Source organism: Arenibacterium halophilum (assembly GCF_005938225.1).
Taxonomy (GTDB): domain Bacteria; phylum Pseudomonadota; class Alphaproteobacteria; order Rhodobacterales; family Rhodobacteraceae; genus Arenibacterium; species Arenibacterium halophilum.
On the sequence record NZ_VCPC01000006.1, the window covers coordinates 1 to 21,140 of the forward strand.

The 21,140-nt window shown below is 62.8% G+C and carries 21 protein-coding genes; 11 read left to right on the forward strand and 10 right to left on the reverse strand.

Annotated features, from left to right (window positions below; genetic code table 11):
* The 6 genes from FGK64_RS20055 to FGK64_RS20080 form a co-directional block, all read right to left on the reverse strand.
* Positions 1–379 (reverse strand): GntR family transcriptional regulator (locus FGK64_RS20055; protein WP_210236597.1); only part of this gene is annotated, 379 nt, incomplete at its 3' end.
* Positions 380–443: 64 nt separating this feature from the next.
* On the reverse strand, positions 444–1,406 hold the full coding sequence (locus FGK64_RS20060; protein WP_171054166.1) for a flavin reductase family protein: 963 nt from the start codon (positions 1,404–1,406) through the stop codon (positions 444–446).
* A gap of 49 nt (positions 1,407–1,455) precedes the next feature.
* On the reverse strand, positions 1,456–2,457 hold the full coding sequence (locus FGK64_RS20065) for an amidohydrolase family protein (protein ID WP_138865657.1): 1,002 nt from the start codon (positions 2,455–2,457) through the stop codon (positions 1,456–1,458).
* Between the two features lie 11 nt (positions 2,458–2,468).
* Positions 2,469–4,082 (reverse strand): GMC family oxidoreductase, encoded by a 1,614-nt coding sequence (locus tag FGK64_RS20070; RefSeq protein ID WP_138865658.1) that lies wholly within the window; start codon positions 4,080–4,082, stop codon positions 2,469–2,471.
* 6 nt (positions 4,083–4,088) lie between these two features.
* Positions 4,089–5,402 carry an NtaA/DmoA family FMN-dependent monooxygenase gene (locus FGK64_RS20075; protein ID WP_138865659.1) on the reverse strand — a complete coding sequence of 438 codons (1,314 nt, stop codon included), beginning with the start codon at positions 5,400–5,402 and terminating at the stop codon, positions 4,089–4,091.
* A gap of 144 nt (positions 5,403–5,546) precedes the next feature.
* Positions 5,547–6,026: an Lrp/AsnC family transcriptional regulator gene (locus FGK64_RS20080; protein WP_138865660.1), complete on the reverse strand. Its 480-nt coding sequence runs from the start codon at positions 6,024–6,026 to the stop codon at positions 5,547–5,549.
* A 121-nt stretch (positions 6,027–6,147) separates the two neighbouring features.
* Between FGK64_RS20080 and FGK64_RS20085 the strand changes: the two genes are divergently transcribed.
* From FGK64_RS20085 to FGK64_RS20135, 11 genes are all read left to right on the forward strand, one after another.
* The gene (locus tag FGK64_RS20085) at positions 6,148–6,369 is read left to right on the forward strand and encodes a hypothetical protein (RefSeq protein WP_138865661.1); all 222 of its coding nucleotides are present in this window, start codon (positions 6,148–6,150) and stop codon (positions 6,367–6,369) included.
* Positions 6,362–7,594, forward strand: coding sequence for a thiamine pyrophosphate-dependent enzyme (locus FGK64_RS20090; protein ID WP_138865662.1), 1,233 nt, complete (start codon positions 6,362–6,364; stop codon positions 7,592–7,594). Before FGK64_RS20085 ends, FGK64_RS20090 begins: the two co-directional genes overlap by 8 nt.
* Before the next feature lies 1 nt (position 7,595).
* Positions 7,596–8,609, forward strand: coding sequence for an alpha-ketoacid dehydrogenase subunit beta (locus FGK64_RS20095; RefSeq protein ID WP_138865663.1), 1,014 nt, complete (start codon positions 7,596–7,598; stop codon positions 8,607–8,609).
* A 4-nt stretch (positions 8,610–8,613) separates the two neighbouring features.
* Positions 8,614–9,912, forward strand: coding sequence for a dihydrolipoamide acetyltransferase family protein (locus tag FGK64_RS20100; RefSeq protein WP_138865664.1), 1,299 nt, complete (start codon positions 8,614–8,616; stop codon positions 9,910–9,912).
* Entirely contained in the window at positions 9,905–11,293 is a 1,389-nt protein-coding gene (gene lpdA, locus FGK64_RS20105) for a dihydrolipoyl dehydrogenase (RefSeq protein WP_138865665.1), read from the forward strand. Before FGK64_RS20100 ends, lpdA begins: the two co-directional genes overlap by 8 nt.
* 121 nt (positions 11,294–11,414) lie before the next feature.
* Complete coding sequence (dctP, locus tag FGK64_RS20110) at positions 11,415–12,410, forward strand: TRAP transporter substrate-binding protein DctP (RefSeq protein ID WP_138865666.1); 996 nt, start codon at positions 11,415–11,417, stop codon at positions 12,408–12,410.
* Positions 12,411–12,434: 24 nt separating this feature from the next.
* Positions 12,435–12,944 carry a TRAP transporter small permease gene (locus FGK64_RS20115; RefSeq protein WP_138865667.1) on the forward strand — a complete coding sequence of 170 codons (510 nt, stop codon included), beginning with the start codon at positions 12,435–12,437 and terminating at the stop codon, positions 12,942–12,944.
* Positions 12,941–14,227, forward strand: coding sequence for a TRAP transporter large permease (locus FGK64_RS20120; protein WP_138865668.1), 1,287 nt, complete (start codon positions 12,941–12,943; stop codon positions 14,225–14,227). The genes FGK64_RS20115 and FGK64_RS20120 overlap by 4 nt, the downstream gene beginning before the upstream one ends.
* Before the next feature lie 187 nt (positions 14,228–14,414).
* Entirely contained in the window at positions 14,415–14,915 is a 501-nt protein-coding gene (locus tag FGK64_RS20125) for a TRAP transporter small permease (RefSeq protein ID WP_138865669.1), read from the forward strand.
* 12 nt (positions 14,916–14,927) lie between these two features.
* Positions 14,928–15,938: a TRAP transporter substrate-binding protein gene (locus FGK64_RS20130; protein ID WP_246057841.1), complete on the forward strand. Its 1,011-nt coding sequence runs from the start codon at positions 14,928–14,930 to the stop codon at positions 15,936–15,938.
* Positions 15,939–16,003: 65 nt separating this feature from the next.
* On the forward strand, positions 16,004–17,284 hold the full coding sequence (locus tag FGK64_RS20135; protein WP_138865670.1) for a TRAP transporter large permease: 1,281 nt from the start codon (positions 16,004–16,006) through the stop codon (positions 17,282–17,284).
* Between the two features lie 20 nt (positions 17,285–17,304).
* Here FGK64_RS20135 and FGK64_RS20140 read toward each other — a convergent pair whose 3' ends face one another.
* The 4 genes from FGK64_RS20140 to FGK64_RS20155 form a co-directional block, all read right to left on the reverse strand.
* On the reverse strand, positions 17,305–18,288 hold the full coding sequence (locus FGK64_RS20140; protein ID WP_138865671.1) for a ketopantoate reductase family protein: 984 nt from the start codon (positions 18,286–18,288) through the stop codon (positions 17,305–17,307).
* Between the two features lie 203 nt (positions 18,289–18,491).
* The gene (locus FGK64_RS20145) at positions 18,492–18,875 is read right to left on the reverse strand and encodes a type II toxin-antitoxin system death-on-curing family toxin (protein WP_138865672.1); all 384 of its coding nucleotides are present in this window, start codon (positions 18,873–18,875) and stop codon (positions 18,492–18,494) included.
* Positions 18,872–19,096: an AbrB/MazE/SpoVT family DNA-binding domain-containing protein gene (locus tag FGK64_RS20150; protein ID WP_138865673.1), complete on the reverse strand. Its 225-nt coding sequence runs from the start codon at positions 19,094–19,096 to the stop codon at positions 18,872–18,874. The genes FGK64_RS20145 and FGK64_RS20150 overlap by 4 nt, the downstream gene beginning before the upstream one ends.
* Positions 19,097–19,541: 445 nt before the next feature.
* Complete coding sequence (locus FGK64_RS20155) at positions 19,542–20,702, reverse strand: replication initiation protein (protein WP_138865674.1); 1,161 nt, start codon at positions 20,700–20,702, stop codon at positions 19,542–19,544.
* Between the last annotated feature and the right edge of the window lie 438 nt (positions 20,703–21,140).

Consider the following 21,140-nt stretch of genomic DNA (forward strand, 5'->3'; position numbering starts at 1 on the left):
GCATACCCGGAACAAGGGCCTGCATTGCCGTCCTCTGCTGGGGCGAGGCGCGCTCGGCCGCCCGCAGGATCAACCGCAGCTCGATCCCCCTGCGCATTTCCAGAAGCTGTATCTGGCTTTGCAGATCCACCTTCGTCACCACGATGCCACGGCGCGGCATGATGGACACAAGATATTCGCGTTCCAGCCGTTTCAGCGCCTCGCGCACAGGTGTCCGGCTAAGCCCAAGCTCGGCGCCAAGCGAATTCTCGGAAATCATGCTGCCCGGCGGGATTTCAAGCAGGACGATCCGATCGCGCAGCACGGTATAGGCCTGTGCGGCCAGCGGGTCCATCTCGGTTGCCACGGCGGGCTGATCGCTATCTTGGGTCAAGGTCATGAAAACTCGGGAAATGAGGCTTGGTGTACCATTGGTAGACAGCCTGACGCTCAGGGTCCATAGGCTACGCCATCGTTCTGCCCGAGGCGATGATAGACGTCAGGACCCTCTGAACCGTTTCAATGTCTTTCGCCGGGACATCCTTGAACAGCAGCCGTTCGCTTTCCAGCGTATGATCCACAAGATTATGAAGCCGCGCCATCCCGGCCGAGGTCAGCCGGATACGCCCTACGCCGTCTACACTGGCCAGATCGGCGGCCTCGAGCGCAGACAGGTTGACCAGCGCACTGTCGACATCGCCCAGAACTTCCGGCAGCAGATCCTCTAGCGTACGGTCGGGGAACATCTGGATCGCCTTCAGCAGCCGCGCCTGCATCAGCGACAGGCCAAGCCCGGCCGTCCGTCGCCCCTCTTCCAGCCGTTGCGCAACAACAGAGTAGGCCCGCACCAGCATGAGCGACAGCAACTGCTCGTTCAGCAGGGTCGGTCCGGGGGTGTCAGGCGTTGCAAACACCTTCGTGTCGGGATGATCGACCGGCACCGCATAACGCCCCTTCGAGAACATAAGCGGCTGCCGGTGCGCACGATCGCAAGCCAGCACTTCGCCGATCAGGATAAGGTGGTCGCCCCCGTCATACGCGGTGTGGCTCCGGCATTGAAAGCTGGCAACGACGCCGTCGATCAAGGGCGCCCCGCCGATCCCTTCGGCCCAGTCGACACCCTCGAACTTTCCGGGGCCAGACTTGGCAAACCGCTGCGACAGGTCAACCTGCGCCTCGGAGAGGATGTTGACCGCGAAGTGTTCGCACGTCTCGAAGGCTGCGAAACTGGTGCTTTCACGCCGGATCGACCAAAGAACCAGTGGCGGGTCCAGCGACACAGAGGCAAAGGAATTCGAGGTCATGCCATAAAGCTCACCCTCCACGCTGGTGGTGATAACGGTGACCCCGGTCCCGTATTCCCCAAGGCAGCGCCGGAACATGTCGGGAGAGAATTCGGCCTGCACGGTTTGATCCTGAGTGTTCATTCTGTGTCCTTTCGAAGCCACGCGCACCGGAGGCAACGGGCAGCCGGTTTCATGTGTCTTCCGGGTGCGGCATGTCGATGCCGTAGACCCGCGACGCGGTATCCCAATACAGTGCGCGCTTCTCTGCCGGCGTGAAGTCTGCCGTGATGGATTTGAGCGCATTCCAAAGCGGGACGTAGCCGCAGGAATGACCGTCTGCCGGAAAATTGCTCTCCATCATGCAGCGATCTACGCCAAATATCTCTATCCCGGTCTCAGCCCAGGGTTTCCACGCCGCGGCCAGATCGGCAGAGGTTGCCGGACCCTCGGCTTCGTTAAAGCCGAAGCCCCAGAAGGGCATGCCGAACCCGCCGACCTTGGCGATGATGTTGGGGCGCCTCGCCAGTTCGGCCAACGAGGTTTTCCAGGCGGCGAATGTCGCATCGCCGTAGCGCATCCCATAGGCAAACCCGAGGTGATCCAGAACGAACGTCGTGTCGGGGTTCTGATCGGCAATCCCGCCCAGTTCCTCCATCTGAGTGTGCAGGATCGCCGCGTCGAAACTCAGCCCCCGGTCGGCCAGGGCCCGTAACCCTCGGCCAAAATCGGGTGACTGCATCAGCCCGCCCGGCGGCGGCGCAAACATGAAGGCGCGATAGTCCGGCGTGTCGTCATACATAGTCACCTGCCGGATGCCGCGCAGACGGCCCTTCCCTGCCGCAATATGCGCGTCCAGCGTGTCACCGATACGGGGGTCCGTCATGTCGGCGTAAGAGATGATCGCGGCGTTGACCCGAACATGCTCTTCCTGCGCGGCACAGGCCTCGGCGATCTCGGCGGCGAAACGGGTCTCTCCGACAGGTTTCAGATGATCTGGCCCGGTCTCGTCGAAACCGAAATGACTTTCGATATAGACGGTCGCGCGGATATCGTGACCAAGGCGGATATCCTCGAGTATGTCATCCAGCAGATAGCGCGCGGCAGGCCGGTCGAACATATGGTGATGGCCGTCGATGATTGGCAGATCGGGCCCGATCACCGGTTCGTCCCTCAGGTCAAATCGCTTTTTCACGTCTCATATCCTCATGCATCTTCCAGGATCAGCGCCGCGGCTTTCTCGCCGATCATCATTGTTGGCGCGTGCAGCGCCGCATTGGGCAGCACCGGCATCACCGACGTGTCGGCAACCCGCAGGCCCGCCACACCGTTGACCCGAAGCCGCAGGTCAAGCGGCGCGGTTTCGCCGGGTCCGAAGGCGCAGGTTCCGCATTGGTGATAGGATGTCCCGGCCCCGGCCCGGATCGCCTCGATCAGACTGCCCCGGCTATCAACCGAAGGCCCCGGCGCGATTTCACGATCCACGTATTTGGCGATCTCGGGCCGACGCACGATTTCGCGGATCCGCTCGACCCCGGCCGCGAGGATCGGCAGATCGCGCGGGTCCGAGAAATATCCCGTCTCCACGACCGGCGGCGCCATCGGGTCCGCCGAGCCAAGCGACACGCGGCCCCGGCTGTAGGGTGTCCCCTGATAAATCGTGAATCCGAAGCCATGCCTTTGTGGAAGCAAGTCCCGGATCCGCGCACCACCCCCGGCGGGCAGGGCCGAAAGCATGACGACCTGCATGTCGGCCAGGTCAAGCGACGGATCACTCTTGAAGAACCCACCGGCCGAGGCAAAGCTTTCCGCCAAAGGTCCGGTCCTGCTCAGCAGATACCGCACCCCAGCTTTCGCCGCGCCAAGCGCCGTGACGTGCCGCCGCGCCGTCACCGGTTCAGAGCAGAGCCATTGCGGACGGTAGCAGGGGTGGTTCTGGAAATTCGCTCCCACAGAAGGGCTGTCCGCGACAACCGCGATCCCGTGCTGCCGCAGGCTGTCGGCAGGCCCGACACCCGACAGCATCAGCACTTTGGGGCTCATGACGGCGCCAGCACATAGAATGACTTCGCAGGTCGCGTGAAAGGTTACCCGCTGACCTTGGCTGACCGCTTCGACCCCCGTCGCCCGGCCGCCCTCGATCACCACACGGGTCACCTGTGTATTGGTCAGCAGGCTCAGGTTGTCCCGATCAAGCGCAGGATAAAGATAGGCGCGCGGTGCGCTCAGCCTCAGCCCGCGGTCAATGTTGACATCGTACCAGCCCAGACCTTCGGCGTGATCGGCATTCAGATCCTCGACGATCTCGATCCCATGCGCCCCGGCGGCCTCCAGAAAGGCATCGCAGATCGGCAGTCGCGGATCGGCACGGCGCAGCCTGACCGGGCCCTCAGTCCCGTGCATCTGGCTTGGCGCACGCCAGTTCGCCTCGGACTTGCGAAAATAGGGGTGCAGGTCGTCAAATCCCCATCCTTCGCATCCCATCTCGGCCCATCTGTCGTATTCGGCGCGGTGGCCACGGGTGTAGACCATGCCGTTCATGCTGCTCGATCCGCCCAGCACCCGCCCCTGAAGGATGGTCATCGACCTGCCGCCAAGGACCTCGATCCCCTGCGTCGCGAAGTTCCAGTTGTATCTCGGAACGGCGCCCGCCGCGAATCCCAGACCGGGCACCCGGAACAAGGGATTGCGATCACTGCCCCCGGCCTCCAGCACCAGAACCCGGTTTCCGGGGTCCTCCGACAGGCGCGCCGCAACGACGCTGCCTGCGGCCCCCGAGCCGACGACGATGTAATCCCAGCTTTCCATGTCGGCGCGCATGTCCGGTCAGGCGGTGATATTGTCGCGCAGTGTCGTGCCTTCGTAATCCGTCCGGACGATGCCCCGCTTCTGCAGGATCGGCACGACATGATCGACGAACTCGGTGATCATGCCGGGTTTGGTCGGTGCGCTCAGGTTGAAGCCCAGACCGCCGCTTTCGCGCCAGTAAGTTTCGATCTGATCGGCCACCTGTTCGGGCGAGCCAACGACTTGCGGCAGCCCGACGGACAGCCCCATCTGTATCGCCGCGTCGCGCACCGTGATCTTGCGCCCGTCTCCGGCCATCTGGCTCAGCGCCTCGGCCATGCCGCGCGAAGCCTGCGTCGGCACATCTTCCAGCGGCTGGTCGGGATCAAGCGTGCTGCAGTCCACGCCAAGCGGCGCGGAAAGACGGCTCAGACCGGCGTCCAGCGGGATACGCTCCTTCAGATCAGACAGACGCTGGTTTGCCTCTGCCTCTGTGCTCCCCAGCACGTACTGAAGACCGAAAAGGATACCGATCGGATCGCGGCCCGCCTCCACAGCAACCTTGTCGAACTTCTCGCGGAACCGCTTCATCGCCGCCAGATGCGGCTGTATGGCAAAGATCGCCTCGGCATGTTTGACCGCGAACTCCATGCCGCGCCCGGAACTGCCGGCCTGAAAGATCACCGGCCGCCCCTGTGGCGATGGCAATGTCGCCGGGACGGCCTCGCACTGGAAGTATTTCCCGTGATGGACAAGCCGCTTCACCCGGTCCGGCACCGCCATCACACCCGAAACCTTGTCCATCGGCAGCGCGCCCTCGCCATAGGCGTCCCAGAGGGCATAGCAGATTTCCATGAACTCGTCGGCCATGTCATAGCGCTCGTCATGCGGCACCAGCCCCTGCCCGATCGCCTTGTGTTCGGCCTGCATATGGCCGGTCACGATATTCCAGCCGATGCGCCCGCCGGACAGGTAATCCAACGTGCTCAGCCTCCGGTGCGCCAGGTAGGGCGGATTGCCGGTCACCGACAGGGTAACCCCTATGCCCAGGTGCTGCGTTGCCGCCGTCATGACCGCGGCCAGCGGGAACGGGTCATGGGTCGGCCAGACAACACCATGCTTCAGCGGCGTGTCCGAACTGCCCCTGTACTGGTCGGAAGCGGCCGGGGTGTCGGCGAAGAACGCCGCATCGAAACGGCCGCGCTCCAGCGTCCGGGCGATGTCCTGCCAGTAGGCAAAGCTCGCCATCCCGGCAAGATGACCATCATCCTCGTTCGCCCAGCTCAGCGCGGTATGCGTGATCGGCGAATGGAAAAACATATGCACCATGTGCATCTGGCTGGACCTGGTCATTTTTCTCTCCCCTCCGGCAGCGACCGGACGTCTTGTGGCGCACCGACGGACGGGCGCAGATTCACCACAAGACTGGTGCACTACTGGTATACCTTCAAGAGAAAAATGAAGCCAAGGGCATTCTCCGGTCGTATTGGGCGGTGTTCAACGGTCGGGAATGAACGCCTGAACGTCCTTCAACGTCCGCAGAACAAAGCTGGATCGCGTGTGGCGAAGCCCTTTCACGCGATAAAGTTTGTCGCGCAGAAACGCCTCATATCCCTTGGTCCCCTGCACGGCGACCTTGATGAGGTAATCGTATTCACCAGTGGTCAGGTGCACCTCCAGCACCTCGGGCATCCGCTGCATCGTGCGGCCGAATCCTTCGAGCACGTCGTCGTCATGTCGTTCAAGGATCACCTCGATCATCACGATCTCCGACGCACCAAGGCGCTCCTGATCCAGAATTGCGGCGTAGCCCTGAATATATCCCTGCTCTTCCAGACGCCGCACCCTTTGCCAGCACGGGCTGGCAGACAGTCCAACGCGGTCGCCAAGGGCCGCATTGGACAGACGCCCCTCTTCGGATAGGGCGAGAAGAATCTTTCTGTCGATATGATCAAGGTCCGCATCAGGCTTTGGCAAAACGATCTCCTTCGAATCCTCTGATTTACAAAAGATTTATCCAAAAATACCAGCGGAATACAACTTTTTGAAACATCTTTCTCTGCGCTGCCCCTTAGTCTTGGGGACAGGAGGATCAGAGATGCGCTTTTACTGCCAAGACCCGTTCTCGGCGGTCAGCCGGGTGATCGACACGGCCCGCCGACTCGACCTGCCGTTCGCGAACCTGACCTACGACCGGCTCGAAGACGGCCGCTTTATCCTCAGCGTGGCTCTGATCGACAACGGCGACCAACGGGCCCAACTGTTCAAAGCCCGTCTTGCCCTAATCTGCGATCTGGAACCCGAGGTCTGTCATGACTGAAGAACGCGCCCCGAGCCTTCACGTCCCTGCCCCGTCGATCCGGCCCGGCGACGATCCCGATTTCAGCCACGTCTCCATTCCCCGCGCCGGAGAGGTCGACCGACCCGACCCGGCCACCCCGCCGGAAGAGATGCGCGACCTCGCCTTCTCGATCATCCGCGTTTTGAACCGCAAGGGCGAGGCCGTCGGCCCATGGGCATCGGGCCTTGACTCCGAAACCCTGCTTCAGGGCCTGCGCGACATGATGAAACTGCGCATCTACGACGCGCGCATGATGACGGCGCAGCGGCAGGGCAAGACCAGCTTCTACATGCAGCATCTGGGCGAAGAGGCGATTTCCTGCGCCTTCCAGCGGGCCCTGCGCAAGGGCGACATGAATTTCCCGACCTATCGTCAGGCCGGGCTTTTGATCGCCTCGGGCTATCCGCTCGTGAAGATGATGAACCAGGTCTATTCCAACGATGGCGACCCGGTGCGCGGTCGTCAGCTCCCGGTTTTCTATTCGTCGAAAGAGCATGGCTTCTTCTCGATCTCCGGCAACCTCGCCACCCAGTATCCGCAGGCCGTGGGCTGGGCGATGGCGGCGGCGATCAAGGGCGACAAGCGCCTTGCAGCTGCGTGGATCGGGGACGGATCGACCGCCGAGTCGGACTTTCACGGCGCGCTGGTCTTTGCCTCGACATACAAACCCCCCGTGATCCTGAACATCGTGAACAACCAGTGGGCCATTTCAACCTTCCAGGGCATTGCACGGGGCGGCGCGGGCACCTTTGCCGCGCGTGGCCACGGCTTTGGCCTGCCCGCCCTGCGGGTCGACGGCAACGATTACTTGGCCGTGCACGCCGCCGCCACATGGGCCACCGAACGGGCCCGCGCCGACCTAGGCCCCACCATCATCGAATTCGTCACCTACCGCGCCGGGGGCCATTCGACCTCGGACGATCCCTCGGCCTACCGTCCGAAAGAGGAAGGTACGGCCTGGCCCCTGGGCGATCCGATCCTGCGACTCAAGACGCATCTGATTGCCCTTGGTGTCTGGAGCGAGGAGCGTCACACCCAGGCCGAAGCCGAGATCAAGGCCGAAGTCGTCGCCGCCCAGAAGGAAGCCGAGGCCATCGGCACCCTGCACAGCGGCCGCCGCCCCACCCCAAGGGATATGTTCGAGGATGTGTTTGCCGAGATGCCGCCGCACCTGATCCGCCAGCGACACGAAGTGGGGTACTGACATGCCGCGCATGACCATGATCGAAGCCATCCGCGATGCCCATGTCGTCGCGATGGAGGCCGACCCAGACGTGATCGTGATGGGCGAGGACGTGGGGTATTTCGGCGGCGTTTTCCGTTGCACCGCCGGGCTTCAGAAGCAATTCGGCGTCGCGCGATGCTTCGACACCCCGATCAGCGAACTGGGCATCGTCGGCACCGGCGTCGGCATGGCCGCCTACGGGCTGAAGCCAGTCATCGAAATCCAGTTCGCCGATTACATGTACCCCGGCTACGATCAGCTCGTCTCCGAAGCGGCCCGTCTGCGCTATCGTTCCGCAGGCGAGTTCACCTGTCCGATGGTTGTCCGAATGCCGACGGGCGGCGGCATCTTCGGTGCCCAGACCCACAGCCAGTCGCCCGAGGCGCTGTTCACCCATGTGGCCGGGCTGAAAACCGTCGTCCCCTCCACCCCGGCCGATGCAAAAGGCCTGCTGCTGGCCGCCATCGCCGATCCCGATCCGGTGATCTTCCTGGAACCCAAGCGGCTCTATAACGGACCCTACGACGGGCATCACGACCGCCCCTCGGTCCCGTGGTCCAAGCACCCGGATGGCGAGGTCGAAGCCGGTCACTATACCATCCCCCTGGGCAAGGCACGGATCGTCCGAGAGGGCACGGATGCGACTCTCGTGACCTATGGCACCATGGTCCATGTCGCCCTGGCGGCAGTTGAAGAGGCCGGAATCGATGTCGAGGTGATCGACCTGCGCACCCTGCTGCCCCTCGATCTTGAAACCATCACCGCTTCGGTCTGCAAGACGGGCCGCTGCGTAGTGCTGCACGAGGCGACGCTGACCTCGGGCTATGGCGCCGAACTGGCCGCGCTGATCCAGCAGGACTGCTTTTACAGCCTCGAAGCGCCGATCCTGCGCGTCGCGGGATGGGATACGCCTTACCCCCATGCGCAGGAGTGGGATTACTTCCCCGGCCCCGCCCGCGTGCGGCGGGCGCTTGAAACCGTGATGAAGGACTGACGCCATGGCCGAACAGACCTACCGATTGCCCGACATCGGCGAAGGCATCGCCGAGGCCGAACTGGCCGACTGGCTGGTCAAGGTCGGCGATGTCGTTCAGGAAGACGACCCGATCTGCGAGGTGACGACCGACAAGGCGACAGTGGAAATCCCGGCCTCGGCCACAGGTCGCGTGACGTGGCTGGGCGGCGCGCCCGGCGACACGATCGCCATCGGCGCCGACCTCATCCGGATTGAAACCGATGCCGACGCGCCCGTGCCAGAGGCAACTCCGGCCCCCGAGCCGGAACCAGACGCGAAGACGGCGCCGGCGCCCGAACCTTCCCCCACCGCCAGACCCGACCAAAAGGCAGACGGAAAGGCCGACCGCAAAACCAACGCCCGCCGCGCGCCGCCGGCCAAGGCGATGGCAACCGCAGCCGGTGGCAAGCCGCTTGCCGCGCCCTCGGTGCGGGGACGCGCCCGCGACGAAGGCATCGACCTGCGCCGGGTGCGCGGCACCGGGCCCGCCGGTCGGATCCTTCACGAAGATCTTGACGATTTCCTCGCCCATGGCCCCGCCAGCCTGCCGAGCACCGGCCTGATCGCCCGTACCGGTACACAGGACATCCCCGTGACCGGCGTGCGCCGCGCGATTTCCGAAAAGATGGCCGAGGCCAAGCGGCACATCCCGCACTTTTCGATCATCGAAGAGGTCGAGGTCGAAGCGCTGGAGAACCTGCGCAGCCAGCTCAACGCCCAGTTCGGAGACGAGCGCGGCAAGCTGACCCTTCTGCCGTTCCTGCTCCGCGCGCTGAGCGAGGTCATCCGCGACCACCCCGAGATCAACGCGCATTACGACGACACCAACGGCGTGATCACCCGGCACGATGCCTTGCATGCGGGGATCGCAACGCAGACCGATCAGGGCCTCATGGTCCCGGTTCTGCGCCATGCCGAGGCGATGACCCTCTGGGACAGCGCCGCCGAGATCCGGCGCCTCTCCGAGGCCGCGCGCAGCCGTCGCGCCGGACCGAAGGATTTGACCGGCTCCACCCTCACCATCACCTCGCTCGGCCCGCTCGGCGCGGTCGCGACAACCCCGATCATCAACCGTCCCGAAGTCGCCATCGTGGGCGTCAACAAGATGATGATCCGCCCGGTCTGGAACGGCACCGAATTCGTGCCGCGCCGGATGATGAACCTGTCCTGCAGCTTCGACCATCGGGTCGTCGACGGCTGGACCGCGGCCGAATTCGTGGCCGATCTGAAACGCCTGCTGGAAATCCCGGCCATGCTGTTCATGGAGTGGCGAAATGACTGATCTCCGAACCACTTTGCTTGTCATCGGGGGCGGCCCCGGCGGCTATGTCTGCGCATCCCGCGCGGCACGGCTGGGCGTTGACACGATGCTTGTCGAACGTGACCGCCTTGGCGGCACCTGCCTGAACGTGGGCTGCATCCCGTCGAAGGCATTGATCCATGCCGCAGATCTGTTTTCCAAGGCGCTCCGTCAGAGTACCGACGGAACCTGCGGCGTGCATGTGGCACAGCCCCGTCTGGACTTTGGCGAAACACGCAACTGGATGGACGGAGTCACCGCCAAGCTGCGCGCCGGGGTTGCGGGGCTGCTTGAAAAAAGCGGCGTCAAATCGGTCAGCGGCCACGCCCGGTTCCTTGATGGCAAGACCGTCGAGGTCACGGGCGACACAGGACGCATGACCATCCATGCCGAATATATCGTGATCGCCAGCGGCTCGCGCCCGGTGAACCTGCCCGGCCTGCCGACCGGCGGGCGCGTTCTCGATTCCACCGCTGCCCTTGCCCTGACAGAGCCACCTTCCACGCTTGGCGTGATCGGTGCGGGCTATATCGGGCTGGAACTGGGCACCGCCTTTGCCAAGCTCGGCACGAAGGTCACTCTGGTCGAAGCCGCCGAGGATATCCTTCCGCAATACGATTCCCGGCTGACCCGACCGGTCCGCCGCCGCCTGTCCGATCTCGGGATCACCCTGAAAACAGGCACGCGGGTCGAGGGTTGGGATGACGCGACCGGGACACTGACCATGTCGACCAGCGACGGGCAGGACACCGCGGACTTCGACAAGGTCCTCGTGACCATCGGGCGCACCGCCAACACCGACGGGCTTGGCCTGGAAGAACTGTCGCTCAGAATGGACGGCGGCCTGATCCATGTCGACGACCGTTGCACCACGTCGATGCGGGGCGTCCATGCGATTGGCGATGTCACGCCCGGCCCGATGCTGGCGCATCGCGCCATCGCCCAGGCCGAAGTCGTCGCCGATGTGGTCGCAGGACACACCGCACAGTGGGACCGCCGCTGCGTGCCAGAGGTCTGCTTCACCGACCCCGAAATCGTCAGCGTCGGCCTTTCGCCCGAGATGGCAGAGGCCGAAACCGCAATCGAGGTGTCCGAATTCCCGTTCCGCGCCAGTGGTCGCGCCATGACATTGGACGATACAGATGGCTTCGTGCGGCTGGTCTGCCGCGCGTCGGATCACGTGATCCTGGGCGTGCAGGCAACGGGACCCGGCATTTCGGAACTGGCGGGCAGCTTCGCCCAGTCGATCGAAGCCGGGCTTCGCGCAGAGGACATCTCGGCCACGATCCATCCCCACCCCACGCTCAGCGAAGCCTATCAAGAGGCAGCGCTTGGCCTGAGTTCGATAGCCAACCACGGATAAAGCGCACAAAAAGACCACCTCCCGCCTGAAATACTATTGAAATACCAGTTCAGGAAATGGTTAGATCGACTCGGAGTGAAAGGTCCGGGCTCCGGGTCCGGATCGACCAAGGGAGGATAAGATGAAACTCAAGTCTCTGATGCTGTCGGGTGCGGCCGCACTGACGATGCTGGCGTCGGCACCCGCTCAGGCCGACGCCGTCAAATTGCGTATGGGCTCTGCCACGGCAGACGCCGAAACCGACGTTTACAAGATCGCCTACCGCGAACTGTCCAAGGCTCTCGAGGACATGGCGCCCGGGCAGTTCGAAGTCTCCTTCTTCCCCAATCGCCAACTTGGCGACGAAAAGGAAATGGTGCAGGGCCTGCAGCTTGGCGTTCTCGACCTTGCAGCGATCACCAACTCGGTCGTGGCGAACACCGCCCCGCAATTCGTGGTGAACGATCTGCCCTTCCTCTATGCCAATCAGCAGATCGCGGCCAAGATCCTTGATGGCGACCTGGGCGACGAACTCCTCGCGTCTCTGGACGAAAAGGGCATCGTCGGGCTGGCCTTCTGCGAGGCAGGCTATCGGCACATGCTGAACAACATCCAGCCGGTGAATTCGCCCGAAGACGTGATCGACGCCAAGTATCGCGTAATGCAAAGCCCGATCTTCATCGGCATGTTCGAAAGCCTCAAGGGCAACCCGGTGCCGATGGCCTGGGGCGATACGATAACCGCCTTTCAGCAGGGCGCCATCGACGGGCTGGAAGTGCCGGCCTGGGTCGTCGCGGGCGCGAACCTCGACGAGGTGGCCAAATACATGAGCCTCACCCGCCATGTCTATTCCGCCGCCCCGCTGATGATGTCGAAGGCCAGCTTCAACAAGCTCTCGACCGAGCAGCAGGACGTTCTGCGCAAGGCCGCCAAACAGGCCTGCGCAGTCCAACGCGAACGCGGCGCCGAGCAGGAGGCCGAGATCGTCGAAAACCTCCGCGCCGGTGGCAAGATCGAGATCAACGAGGTCGCCGACGCGGGTCCGTTCCGCGACGCGATGCAGCCAGTCTACGAACAATACCGCGACAAGATCGGCTCCGACCGCCTTGACGCATGGCTGAACGCGGTCAAAGACTGACCTGGCCCGGAAGACAAGGCGACCATGATCCGATTTCTAAACCTGATCGACGGGGCAAGCCTCTGGCTTGCCCGTCTCTCTGCCGTGGCCGTGGTTCTCATGGCGGCGGGGTTCATCGTCGCGCTTCTGGCACAGGTCGTCTTCCGCTACGTCCTCAACATTCCGCTCTCGTGGTCCGAAGAACTGGCAACCTTTCTGTTCGTCTGGTCCACGCTGCTTGCCGCCAGTTATGGCGTGCGCCGCCAGGAACACCTTCGGCTCACCTTTCTTCAGGACGTGCTGCCCCCCACGGCGGGTCGTGCCCTGAATGGCCTGTGTCAGGCGCTGATCGCGGTCTTCGGGCTGTTCCTCATCAAGGAAGGATGGCGCCTGGCAGAGCTCGTCTGGACAAACACCTCCGCGGCGATTGGCTATCCGGTCGGCTATCTCTACATTTCCGTTCCCATCGCCGGCGGCATGATCGCGCTTCACGCGCTTGGGTGCATCGCCCGGCTGATTGCGGACAACGACACCACGCTCGGACCGACCCCATGACAACCGTCGACCTGATCCTTCTGGGCGGCACCGCGCTGCTGCTTGTTCTTGGCCTGCCCTATGCCTTCTCGATCGGCCTGGTCAGCATCGCCGCGCTCTTTGCCATCGGGGTCGATCCGATCGTCACCGTCCAGCAGATGGTCGCGGGCCTCAACGTCTATGCCTTGCTCGCCCTGCCCTGCTTCATCATCGCGGGCGACCTGATGCACACCGGGGGCCTGTCCACGCGCCTGGTCAACGTCGCAATGATCCTTGCCGGACGGTTCCGGGGTGGCATCGGCATGGTCGCGGTTCTCTCGGCCACCATGTTCGGGGCGATCTCGGGCTCGGCTCCGGCCACGACAGCGGCCATAGGCAAGCTGATGATCCCGCAGATGGTCGAGCGCGGATATTCCCGCAACTTCGCCGCGGCTCTTGCCGCCGCTTACGGTCCGATCGGCATTCTTATCCCGCCGTCGATCCCGATGGTCATCTGGGGCATCATCTCGAACACCTCCGTCCCGCGCATGTTCTTCGCCGGGATCCTGCCGGGCCTCGTGATGACCGTGGCGCTGATGGTTTATTGCAACATCCACGCCCGCACGACCAGCCTTGTCGTGGTGGAAAAACGCTCCGGCCTGCGCGATCTTTGCGTCGCGATCTGGGACGCCAAATGGGCGCTTCTTGCCCCGTTCATCATCCTTGGCGGTATCTATGGCGGCATCTTCACCCCGACCGAGGCGGGCGTCGTCGGCATCGCCTACGGCCTGATCGTCGGCATGTTCCTGTACGGAGAGCTCAAGCCCTCCATGCTCAAGCACATCATCCTGCGGTCAACCATGACATCGGCCAACATAGCCTTTGTCATCGCGCTGGCCACCGTCTTTGGTTGGATCGTTGCCTACGAACAGCTGGCGCAACGGGTGGCCGACACCATTCTCGGCTTCACCGACAACCGCTTCGTGGTGCTGCTGCTTCTCAACATCTTCCTGCTGGCCATCGGTATGCTGATGGACACCATCGCCATCATGATCGTCTTCGCCGGATTCCTGATCCAGCTTGGCGAGCAGCTTGGCGTCGACCCGGTGCATCTTGGCATCATGCTGATCGTGAACCTTGGCGTCGGGCTGGCAACGCCCCCTTTCGGATACACGCTCTTTACCGCTGCTGCGATCAGCCAGGTGCCGTTCGGCGGGATCGTTCGCAATCTGTGGGGCCTGCTCGCCATCGAACTGGCGGTGGTCGGGCTTGTAACGTACCTGCCCGAATTGTCGCTGACCATGCCCCGCCTCTTCATGGACTGACCTCTGGCACAGGCCCACGTTGCCCCGGCCCCAGCCTCAAAACATGCGCGCAACATGCACATTCGGTTGACCGGTATTATTTAGTATACTACTGGTACACTATAGGTATGGATGACAGTCCGGTTCACCGATCGACGCTTTGAGGAGGGCGCGGCGGACCCGAAAATCCAATCTTGGGGAGGAGACGATGAGGCCTGTGGAAACGGTGCTCCGCCGTGTCGAAGACGTGCTGCATATCCTGGGATGCGCGGCGCTGGTCGTGATCGCGGTTTTGATCAACCTCGATATCCTGCTTCGCGTCCTGCTCGGCCGGGCGCTCGAGATGCAGTTCGAACTTACCGAATTTTACCTGATGCCCGCACTGGCGACCCTGTCGCTGGCTTGGGTCTACAGGCAGGGCGGTCACCTCGCGCTCGAGGTTGACCTCAGCCGTATCTTCGGTTCGGCGCGCGACATCGTTCGTCGGCTGGTGCAGGCGCTTGCCGCCGCCTTCTTCCTCATCGTCTGCTACGTCTCGGGCAAGTACTGCCTGAACGCCTTCCTGAACGATGACGTCAACTTTGGCGTCTACGACTGGCCGCTCGGCTGGTCCTACCTGCCGGTGCCTCTCGGGACCGGCGTGCTGGCCCTGCGCCTGATGCACGACATGACAAGACGAGGCGCGGAAAAGCGCCCCGAACCGACATAGGAGGAGACCCCAATGAAGATGTTCAAGACCCTGTTGCCGCTCGCGGCGCTGACCACTGCACTGTCCTTCACCGCGGCCCAGGCCACCGATCTGCGCCTCGGCGACTTCCAGTCCACCACGCATATCATCTCGGTCAACGGAACCCAGAAGTGGATGCAAGAGGTCGAGGACGCCACAGGCGGAGAGGTGACATTTACCCACTTTCCATCGGAACAGGGCGCAAAGGCAAAAGCGTTGCTGGACGCCGTGGCGAATGGCATTCTCGACGCCGCCCTGATTCAGCCGATCTATACCAGCGACAAACTTCCGCTCTGGTCCATCGTCGGCTTGCCGGGCTTTTATACCACGGCAGGTCAGGGCACGACCGCCCTGCAGGACATGACCCGCAGCGGTCCGACCCGCGACGAGCTTCTCGCCGCTGGCGTCGTGCCGATCTTCGCCGTCGCCCTGCCCCCATATCAGGTCCTGTCGAAAGACGGTCGCATGTCCGATCCCTCCGCGTGGACCAACAAGCAGATCCGCACCAGCGGCGCCGCGCAGGCTCTGGTCGCGCAAAGCCTCGGCGGTGTCGGGGTCAGCATCCCCGGCCCCGAAGTCTATACCGGCGTCGAGCGCGGACGCCTCGACGCGGTGCTGTTCCCGCTGCCGTCCGTGCCGGGCTACAACCTTCAGGAAGTCTCGAAACACATCTCGACCAACGGCGCGTTCGGCGGATCGCTCCTGATGCTGGTCATGAACAAGGACGTCTTCGAAGGCCTGCCCGCAGACCAGCAGGAAAAGCTGCTGTCGGTCGGTGACAGCGTAGCAAAGCACGTTGGCGCCTATCAGGACGAAATCGGCGGAAAGCTGGCCAGGGAATGGGCGGACTCCGGCATTGATGTCTACACGCTGGAAGACAAAGAGCTGGCCGCGCTCAACGATGTGATGAAGGCCGTTCAACAGGACTGGCTGGACCGCATCGGCAGCCGCAATGCGGATGCCGCCCCGACGCTCGAGCGCTATCGCGGCCTGACGGCCAACTGATCCCGCACGCCCCCTTGGACCGGCCCGTTGCGGCCGGTCCCGACTTGTCCGGATAGGAGCGTCCGATGTCTCTTGCCATGCTGGTTCTCATTGTCGCCATCCTCATGATGCTCAGGATGCCGGTGGCCTTCGCCATGGGTATCGCCGGGGCGGCGGGCCTTGCGATCCAGCTTGGGCCGCGCCCCGCGCTGGCGGTTCTGGAACGGGTATTCCTCGACACGACGGCCTCGTTCATCCTCGTCGCGATTCCACTCTTTATCCTGATGGCAGAGCTTCTCACCGCCGGACAGGTGACCAAACGCGCCATCAACGCCTGTCAGGCATGGCTTGGCCATGTCCGGGGCGGCCTTGCCGTCGCCGCGGTTGGCGCCTCGGTGCTTCTGGCCGCGCTGATCGGCAGCAGCACCGCGTCGACCGCCGCCATGACCGCCTCGGCCTACCCCGAGATGCGGCGCCATCGCTACAGCGAACGGCTCGCGACGGCCGTCGTTTCGGTCGGCGGCACGCTTGCGGTCGTGGTGCCGCCCAGCATCGTTCTGGTGGTCTACGGTGTGCTGACCGAAACCTCGATCGGAAAGCTGTTCATCGCGGGCATCCTGCCCGGCCTGATGACCGCCACGGGCATGGCGATCGTGATCAAGGTCATCGCCCAGACCACCGATGCCGCCCCCGCCGGAGAGCCGTTCCGGCTCGGACACGCGGTACGAACCTCGCGCCACGTCCTGCCGATGGTGGTGCTGATCATTGCGGTCATCGGTGTGATCTACGGCGGCATCGCGTCCCCGTCCGAAGCCGCGGCTTTCGGAGTCATGGGGGCCGTCCTGATCGGCCTGTCGCAGCGATCGCTGGCCTTCCGCTCGCTCGGCCCCGCCGTCAGCATGGCCGTCCGATCCACGGTAATGATCGTGACGATCATCGCCTGTTCGCACATCTTCGCCAATTACCTGTCGTTCACCCGCGTGACGCAGAACCTGCTGGCGCTGATCGACAGCAGCGGGCTGTCGCACGGCACGATCATGGCGCTGATTATCGTCACCCTGCTCGTCATGGGCATGTTCATGGACCAGCTCGCCATCCTGTCGCTGGCGATGCCGCTGGCCTTTCCGGCGGCCATGGCCATGGGCTATGATCCGGTCTGGTTCGGCATCGTCGTCACCAAGACGGTCGAAATCGGCCTCATCACCCCGCCGCTCGGGCTGAATGCCTATGTCGCCGCCGGGCACTCCGGGGTCAGGCTGGGCGAGGTCTTTCGCGGCCTGATCCCCTTTATCATCATGGAACTGGTGGTCCTGACGATCCTGATCCTCTTCCCGACGATCACCCTCTGGCTGCCGAACCTGATGTAAACGGGCGCGGCGCCAGCGGGTCAGTCAAACATCACCCCGCAGGCGCGCATCTCGGCCTCGATCCGGTCCGCGCTCATGTCGCCCGGTTTGGCGCGCTCTCTTAGAAGACGGGCGGACAGATCGGTCAGATAAGCGTTCGCCGGGGCCGAAAGACCGTTCAACCGGGCCAGCAGCGCGATCTCGCCATTGATGTAATCCGTCTCGACCGAACCGCTGCCGCGCACGAAGCTCTGCGTGGTCGACCCGCCATCGTAATCGACGCCGTCGATTTCGTGAAAGACCATGTGCACCTTGCGGCGGGGGTCGTTCGCAACGTCGCGGAACGCGATCCCGCAGGAAGTCAGAATCTCCTGCCCTTCCTTCAATACGGGCGCGAAAAGGCGCCCGGCGTCCGCGTCCCGGCTCAGCGCGGCCTCAAGGATGTTGTGAAGGTTGAACAAAAGCTTGCCGTACTTCCACGTCATGATGTCATCCGAGGCAAAGGCGGCGATATTGGCCCGCGTCAGCGCCTCGACCATCCGTTCGTCATGCGCATTGATGCCGCCGCCATAGCACCCGATATCAAGCAGCCCGTGCTGCGGCATGGAAAAGGCGACAACATCATCGGGCTCTACCACGAACGTGGGCATTCGCAGCGCGACGCCATGCACCTCGGGAAACCGGCGAAGCGCGAAGCGTTCGTTCGACACGCCGTTCTGTCCGCAGAAAATCGGATGATCTGTCACCCCGGCCGCCCGCAGCCGTTCCAGTGCCGGAAGGGTATCCTGTGTTTTCATCGTCAGCAGGATTACGTCGTCCGACCGCAGCTCGATCTCGGTCGGATCGGCAACACAGGGGAAATGGGTGCGCCGCGCGCCTTCGGGCGTGCGGAACAGCAACCCCCTCTCGGCTATCGCGGCCTGACGCGCACCGCGCGCGATCCCGACAACCTCTTGGCCGGACAACGACAGTGCTGCCGCAATAGCTCCACCGATCGCGCCGGTGCCATAGATTATTGTACGCATGACAAGATTTCCTTTGACTGGGATACTAGCAGTATTCCTGCCAACGCCAAAGACATTCTGTGGTGGTGAGCGCAGCAATGCCCCACCTGTTTCAGCCGTGACACCCAAACGCCCGGGGCGATTCAAGGGGGATGACCGGGGTGCAATTGCACGCTTTGCAATTCGGCGCGTTCAAACCGGGATATGGCAGATGTGCCGCGAACTCACGCGGCCGTCAAAGCGCGCAGCCATGCCGCAAAATCATCCTCGGTGATCTGGCTGGAGGCCAGATCCTCCATCATGCGCACACCGATACCGGGATCAGGCCGGACAACGATGCCGTTGAGACGCAGAAAGGTGAACGCGGCAACAAAGGCAGTTCGCTTGTTTCCATCCACGAAGGCGTGCGCTTTTGCGATCCCAAAGGCATAAGCGGCAGCAAGCGCAAAGACATCGCGATCACCATAGGCCGCCTGGTTCACAGGCCTGGCACAGGCCGCCTCCAGCAAAGCAGGATCGCGCGTTCCCGGAGCACCGCCATGCCGCGAGATTTGCCGGTCATGAATCACGTGAAGGGCGGCCAGTGGCACCCAAACCCACGGCGTCATGCCAGGGCTTGCAGCAGATCGCGGTTCTCATCCATGACGGCTTCCGCCGCAGCCAATGCAGCCTGAAGTTCGGGATTTTCTGTCATCAGCTTCAGGCCACCATCATCGGTGCGGACAGCGTAAAGCGTGTCTCCCTCTTTCGCGTCAAGAAGCGCCAACATCTCCGTGCTGAGTGTCATCACGGACGAGTTGCCGACTTTGCGAATTTTGACTTCAATCATCATAGGATCCCAAGCGGCTATACATCCGTATATACACATGGGGCAGAATGGTCAAGTTTCACGTGCCATATTGCCAAATTGGGTGTTCCCAAAGCGCCCCTCGCCTGCACCTCCCGGCAAAAACGCAACATCTCGACGGGTTTCAAAAGAGGCAGAGGTGACCTGGGCCTACATAAGATGCATCCTGTCTCGCAAGCGTCCGGACAGTTTCCGGCATCTGGCGGGTCCGAAGCCCATATTGCCGCGGCGCTTTCCAGCATTGAAAATCGGACAAACCGCCGCCCTTGGCGCGCACCATTCATGTCCGATAAATTCGGTCTCGGTCGCGTCGAAACATGGCGCCAAAGGGACGCCCTGCCCTGCCACCGCGTTTAATTCGGTGACGGCGTCCATTCGGCCAGACGGTTTTCCCCGAATGAATGGCCCAAGGTTTCGTGACGAAACCTCAGCCCTCCATCCCCATATCTTCCCAGAAGGCGGCGATGCGTTCGGCGTTCAGGGGCGACGTCCAGCCGTGGCGCTCGAAATCCGCCCGCGCCACGGGGTCGTCGATCATGCCAAGAAACAACCTCTTGTCGGCATCACGCTGCGTAGGCGTGCGCGCCTTGGCAGCCGCCAGTATGCGCCCCAGCCGCGCCCCGCGTTCCGATGGCGGCGCGGTGGCGCTCTGCGCCTCGGCGCTGAAATCGCCCTCCAGCGCGGCGCTGAGATACCCCACCTTGCTGCGCACGCCTTCGCGAGTTTCCACATAATCCAGCTTGGCCGCCACCTGCCCTTCGCCGTGGGTCGACAACCACTGACGCGCCAGCCGGTCGCTGACCCCCGCATCGCGGAGACGGGCGTAAACCGGGCCATGCCGCGCGCCTTCACCGTCGTCAATATCAAGAATCGCCAGCTGCGGGTTCTCCTTGATCCGGAACCGGATTTCCGTAACCACCCTGCCCTTCTTGCGCGTTTCCGGCGTGACAAGAATGTTCGAGGTCTTGTTCACCTCGGCCACGGCCGGCTTGATGACCTTGGCGTTCAGATGCTTGAAGCTTTCGTAATAGGCCGAGCCATCGACCCCCATCAGCCGCCGGAACAGGTCCAGCGGCCACCATCCCGTCGATCCGGTGCGGATGAAGCGATAACAGTTTTCATACAGCGCCAGCGCATGGCCGCTGGTAAACCGGCGCTGAATGTTCAGGTTGATCAGCGCAAAGACTTTCGGATCGTGCAGTTTCTCCGCCAGCGCCGGAGAATAGGCATATTCGCAGATGCCGCCTTTCAGTTTGGCATAGCTCAGCAGGCTCGACACGCCCCATTCCTGCTGGCCCTTCTCGTCGAGCATGTCCCATTCGGCCAGCGTTTCGGCAAGACCGCGCAGAGACTGTTTCAGGCTGTCCATGTCGTTCGAGTTGTAACCGATCATCAGGCATAGCGTGCGGGCGTCGATCTCGTGCTTCACTTGGCTGGTCAGCGTATCATAGGCGTTCAGCAGCAGCACGTTCGACAGCTTGCGCTGAAGCAACGTCAGCTTGCCCGAAACGTGGATCGCCGCCACGTTCTTCTTTACCGCGCCCCTGCGCAGCGCTCCGGTCAACCGGTCGCGGGGAATCTCGTCCATAAGTCTGCCCGTTTCTTGTTGGGGCCAGTATGCCGCAAACAAGTACCTTCCGGCAACCGTCTCGCGGGTGCCTTATCGCCGATCAGGCCGATCCCGGATACGGGTACCTTTGGCGCAGCCCCCGATTTCAGGGACCCGGATACAGGATGAGGTCCGGCACCCATGACGGCGTGATTCCCGCAAATACACCCTTTTCAGGCTCTAACCGCATTTGGACACCCGTCTTACCGCGAATCGGGGCCTGTCCCCCTGCAACCGGGTTCCGCTCATCCCGGAAACGGGTGCCTTACGTCCTGTATATGGGCGCCAAAAGGCAAATTACTCATTGAATCAATTGATAATTTCAGAGCCAAAGACTCTAAAGAACCTCAAAGATCTTACAACCTTTGTTCTGTGCTGCCTCTAATTTTTCTTCAATAACAGAGCCTGATTGCAGCT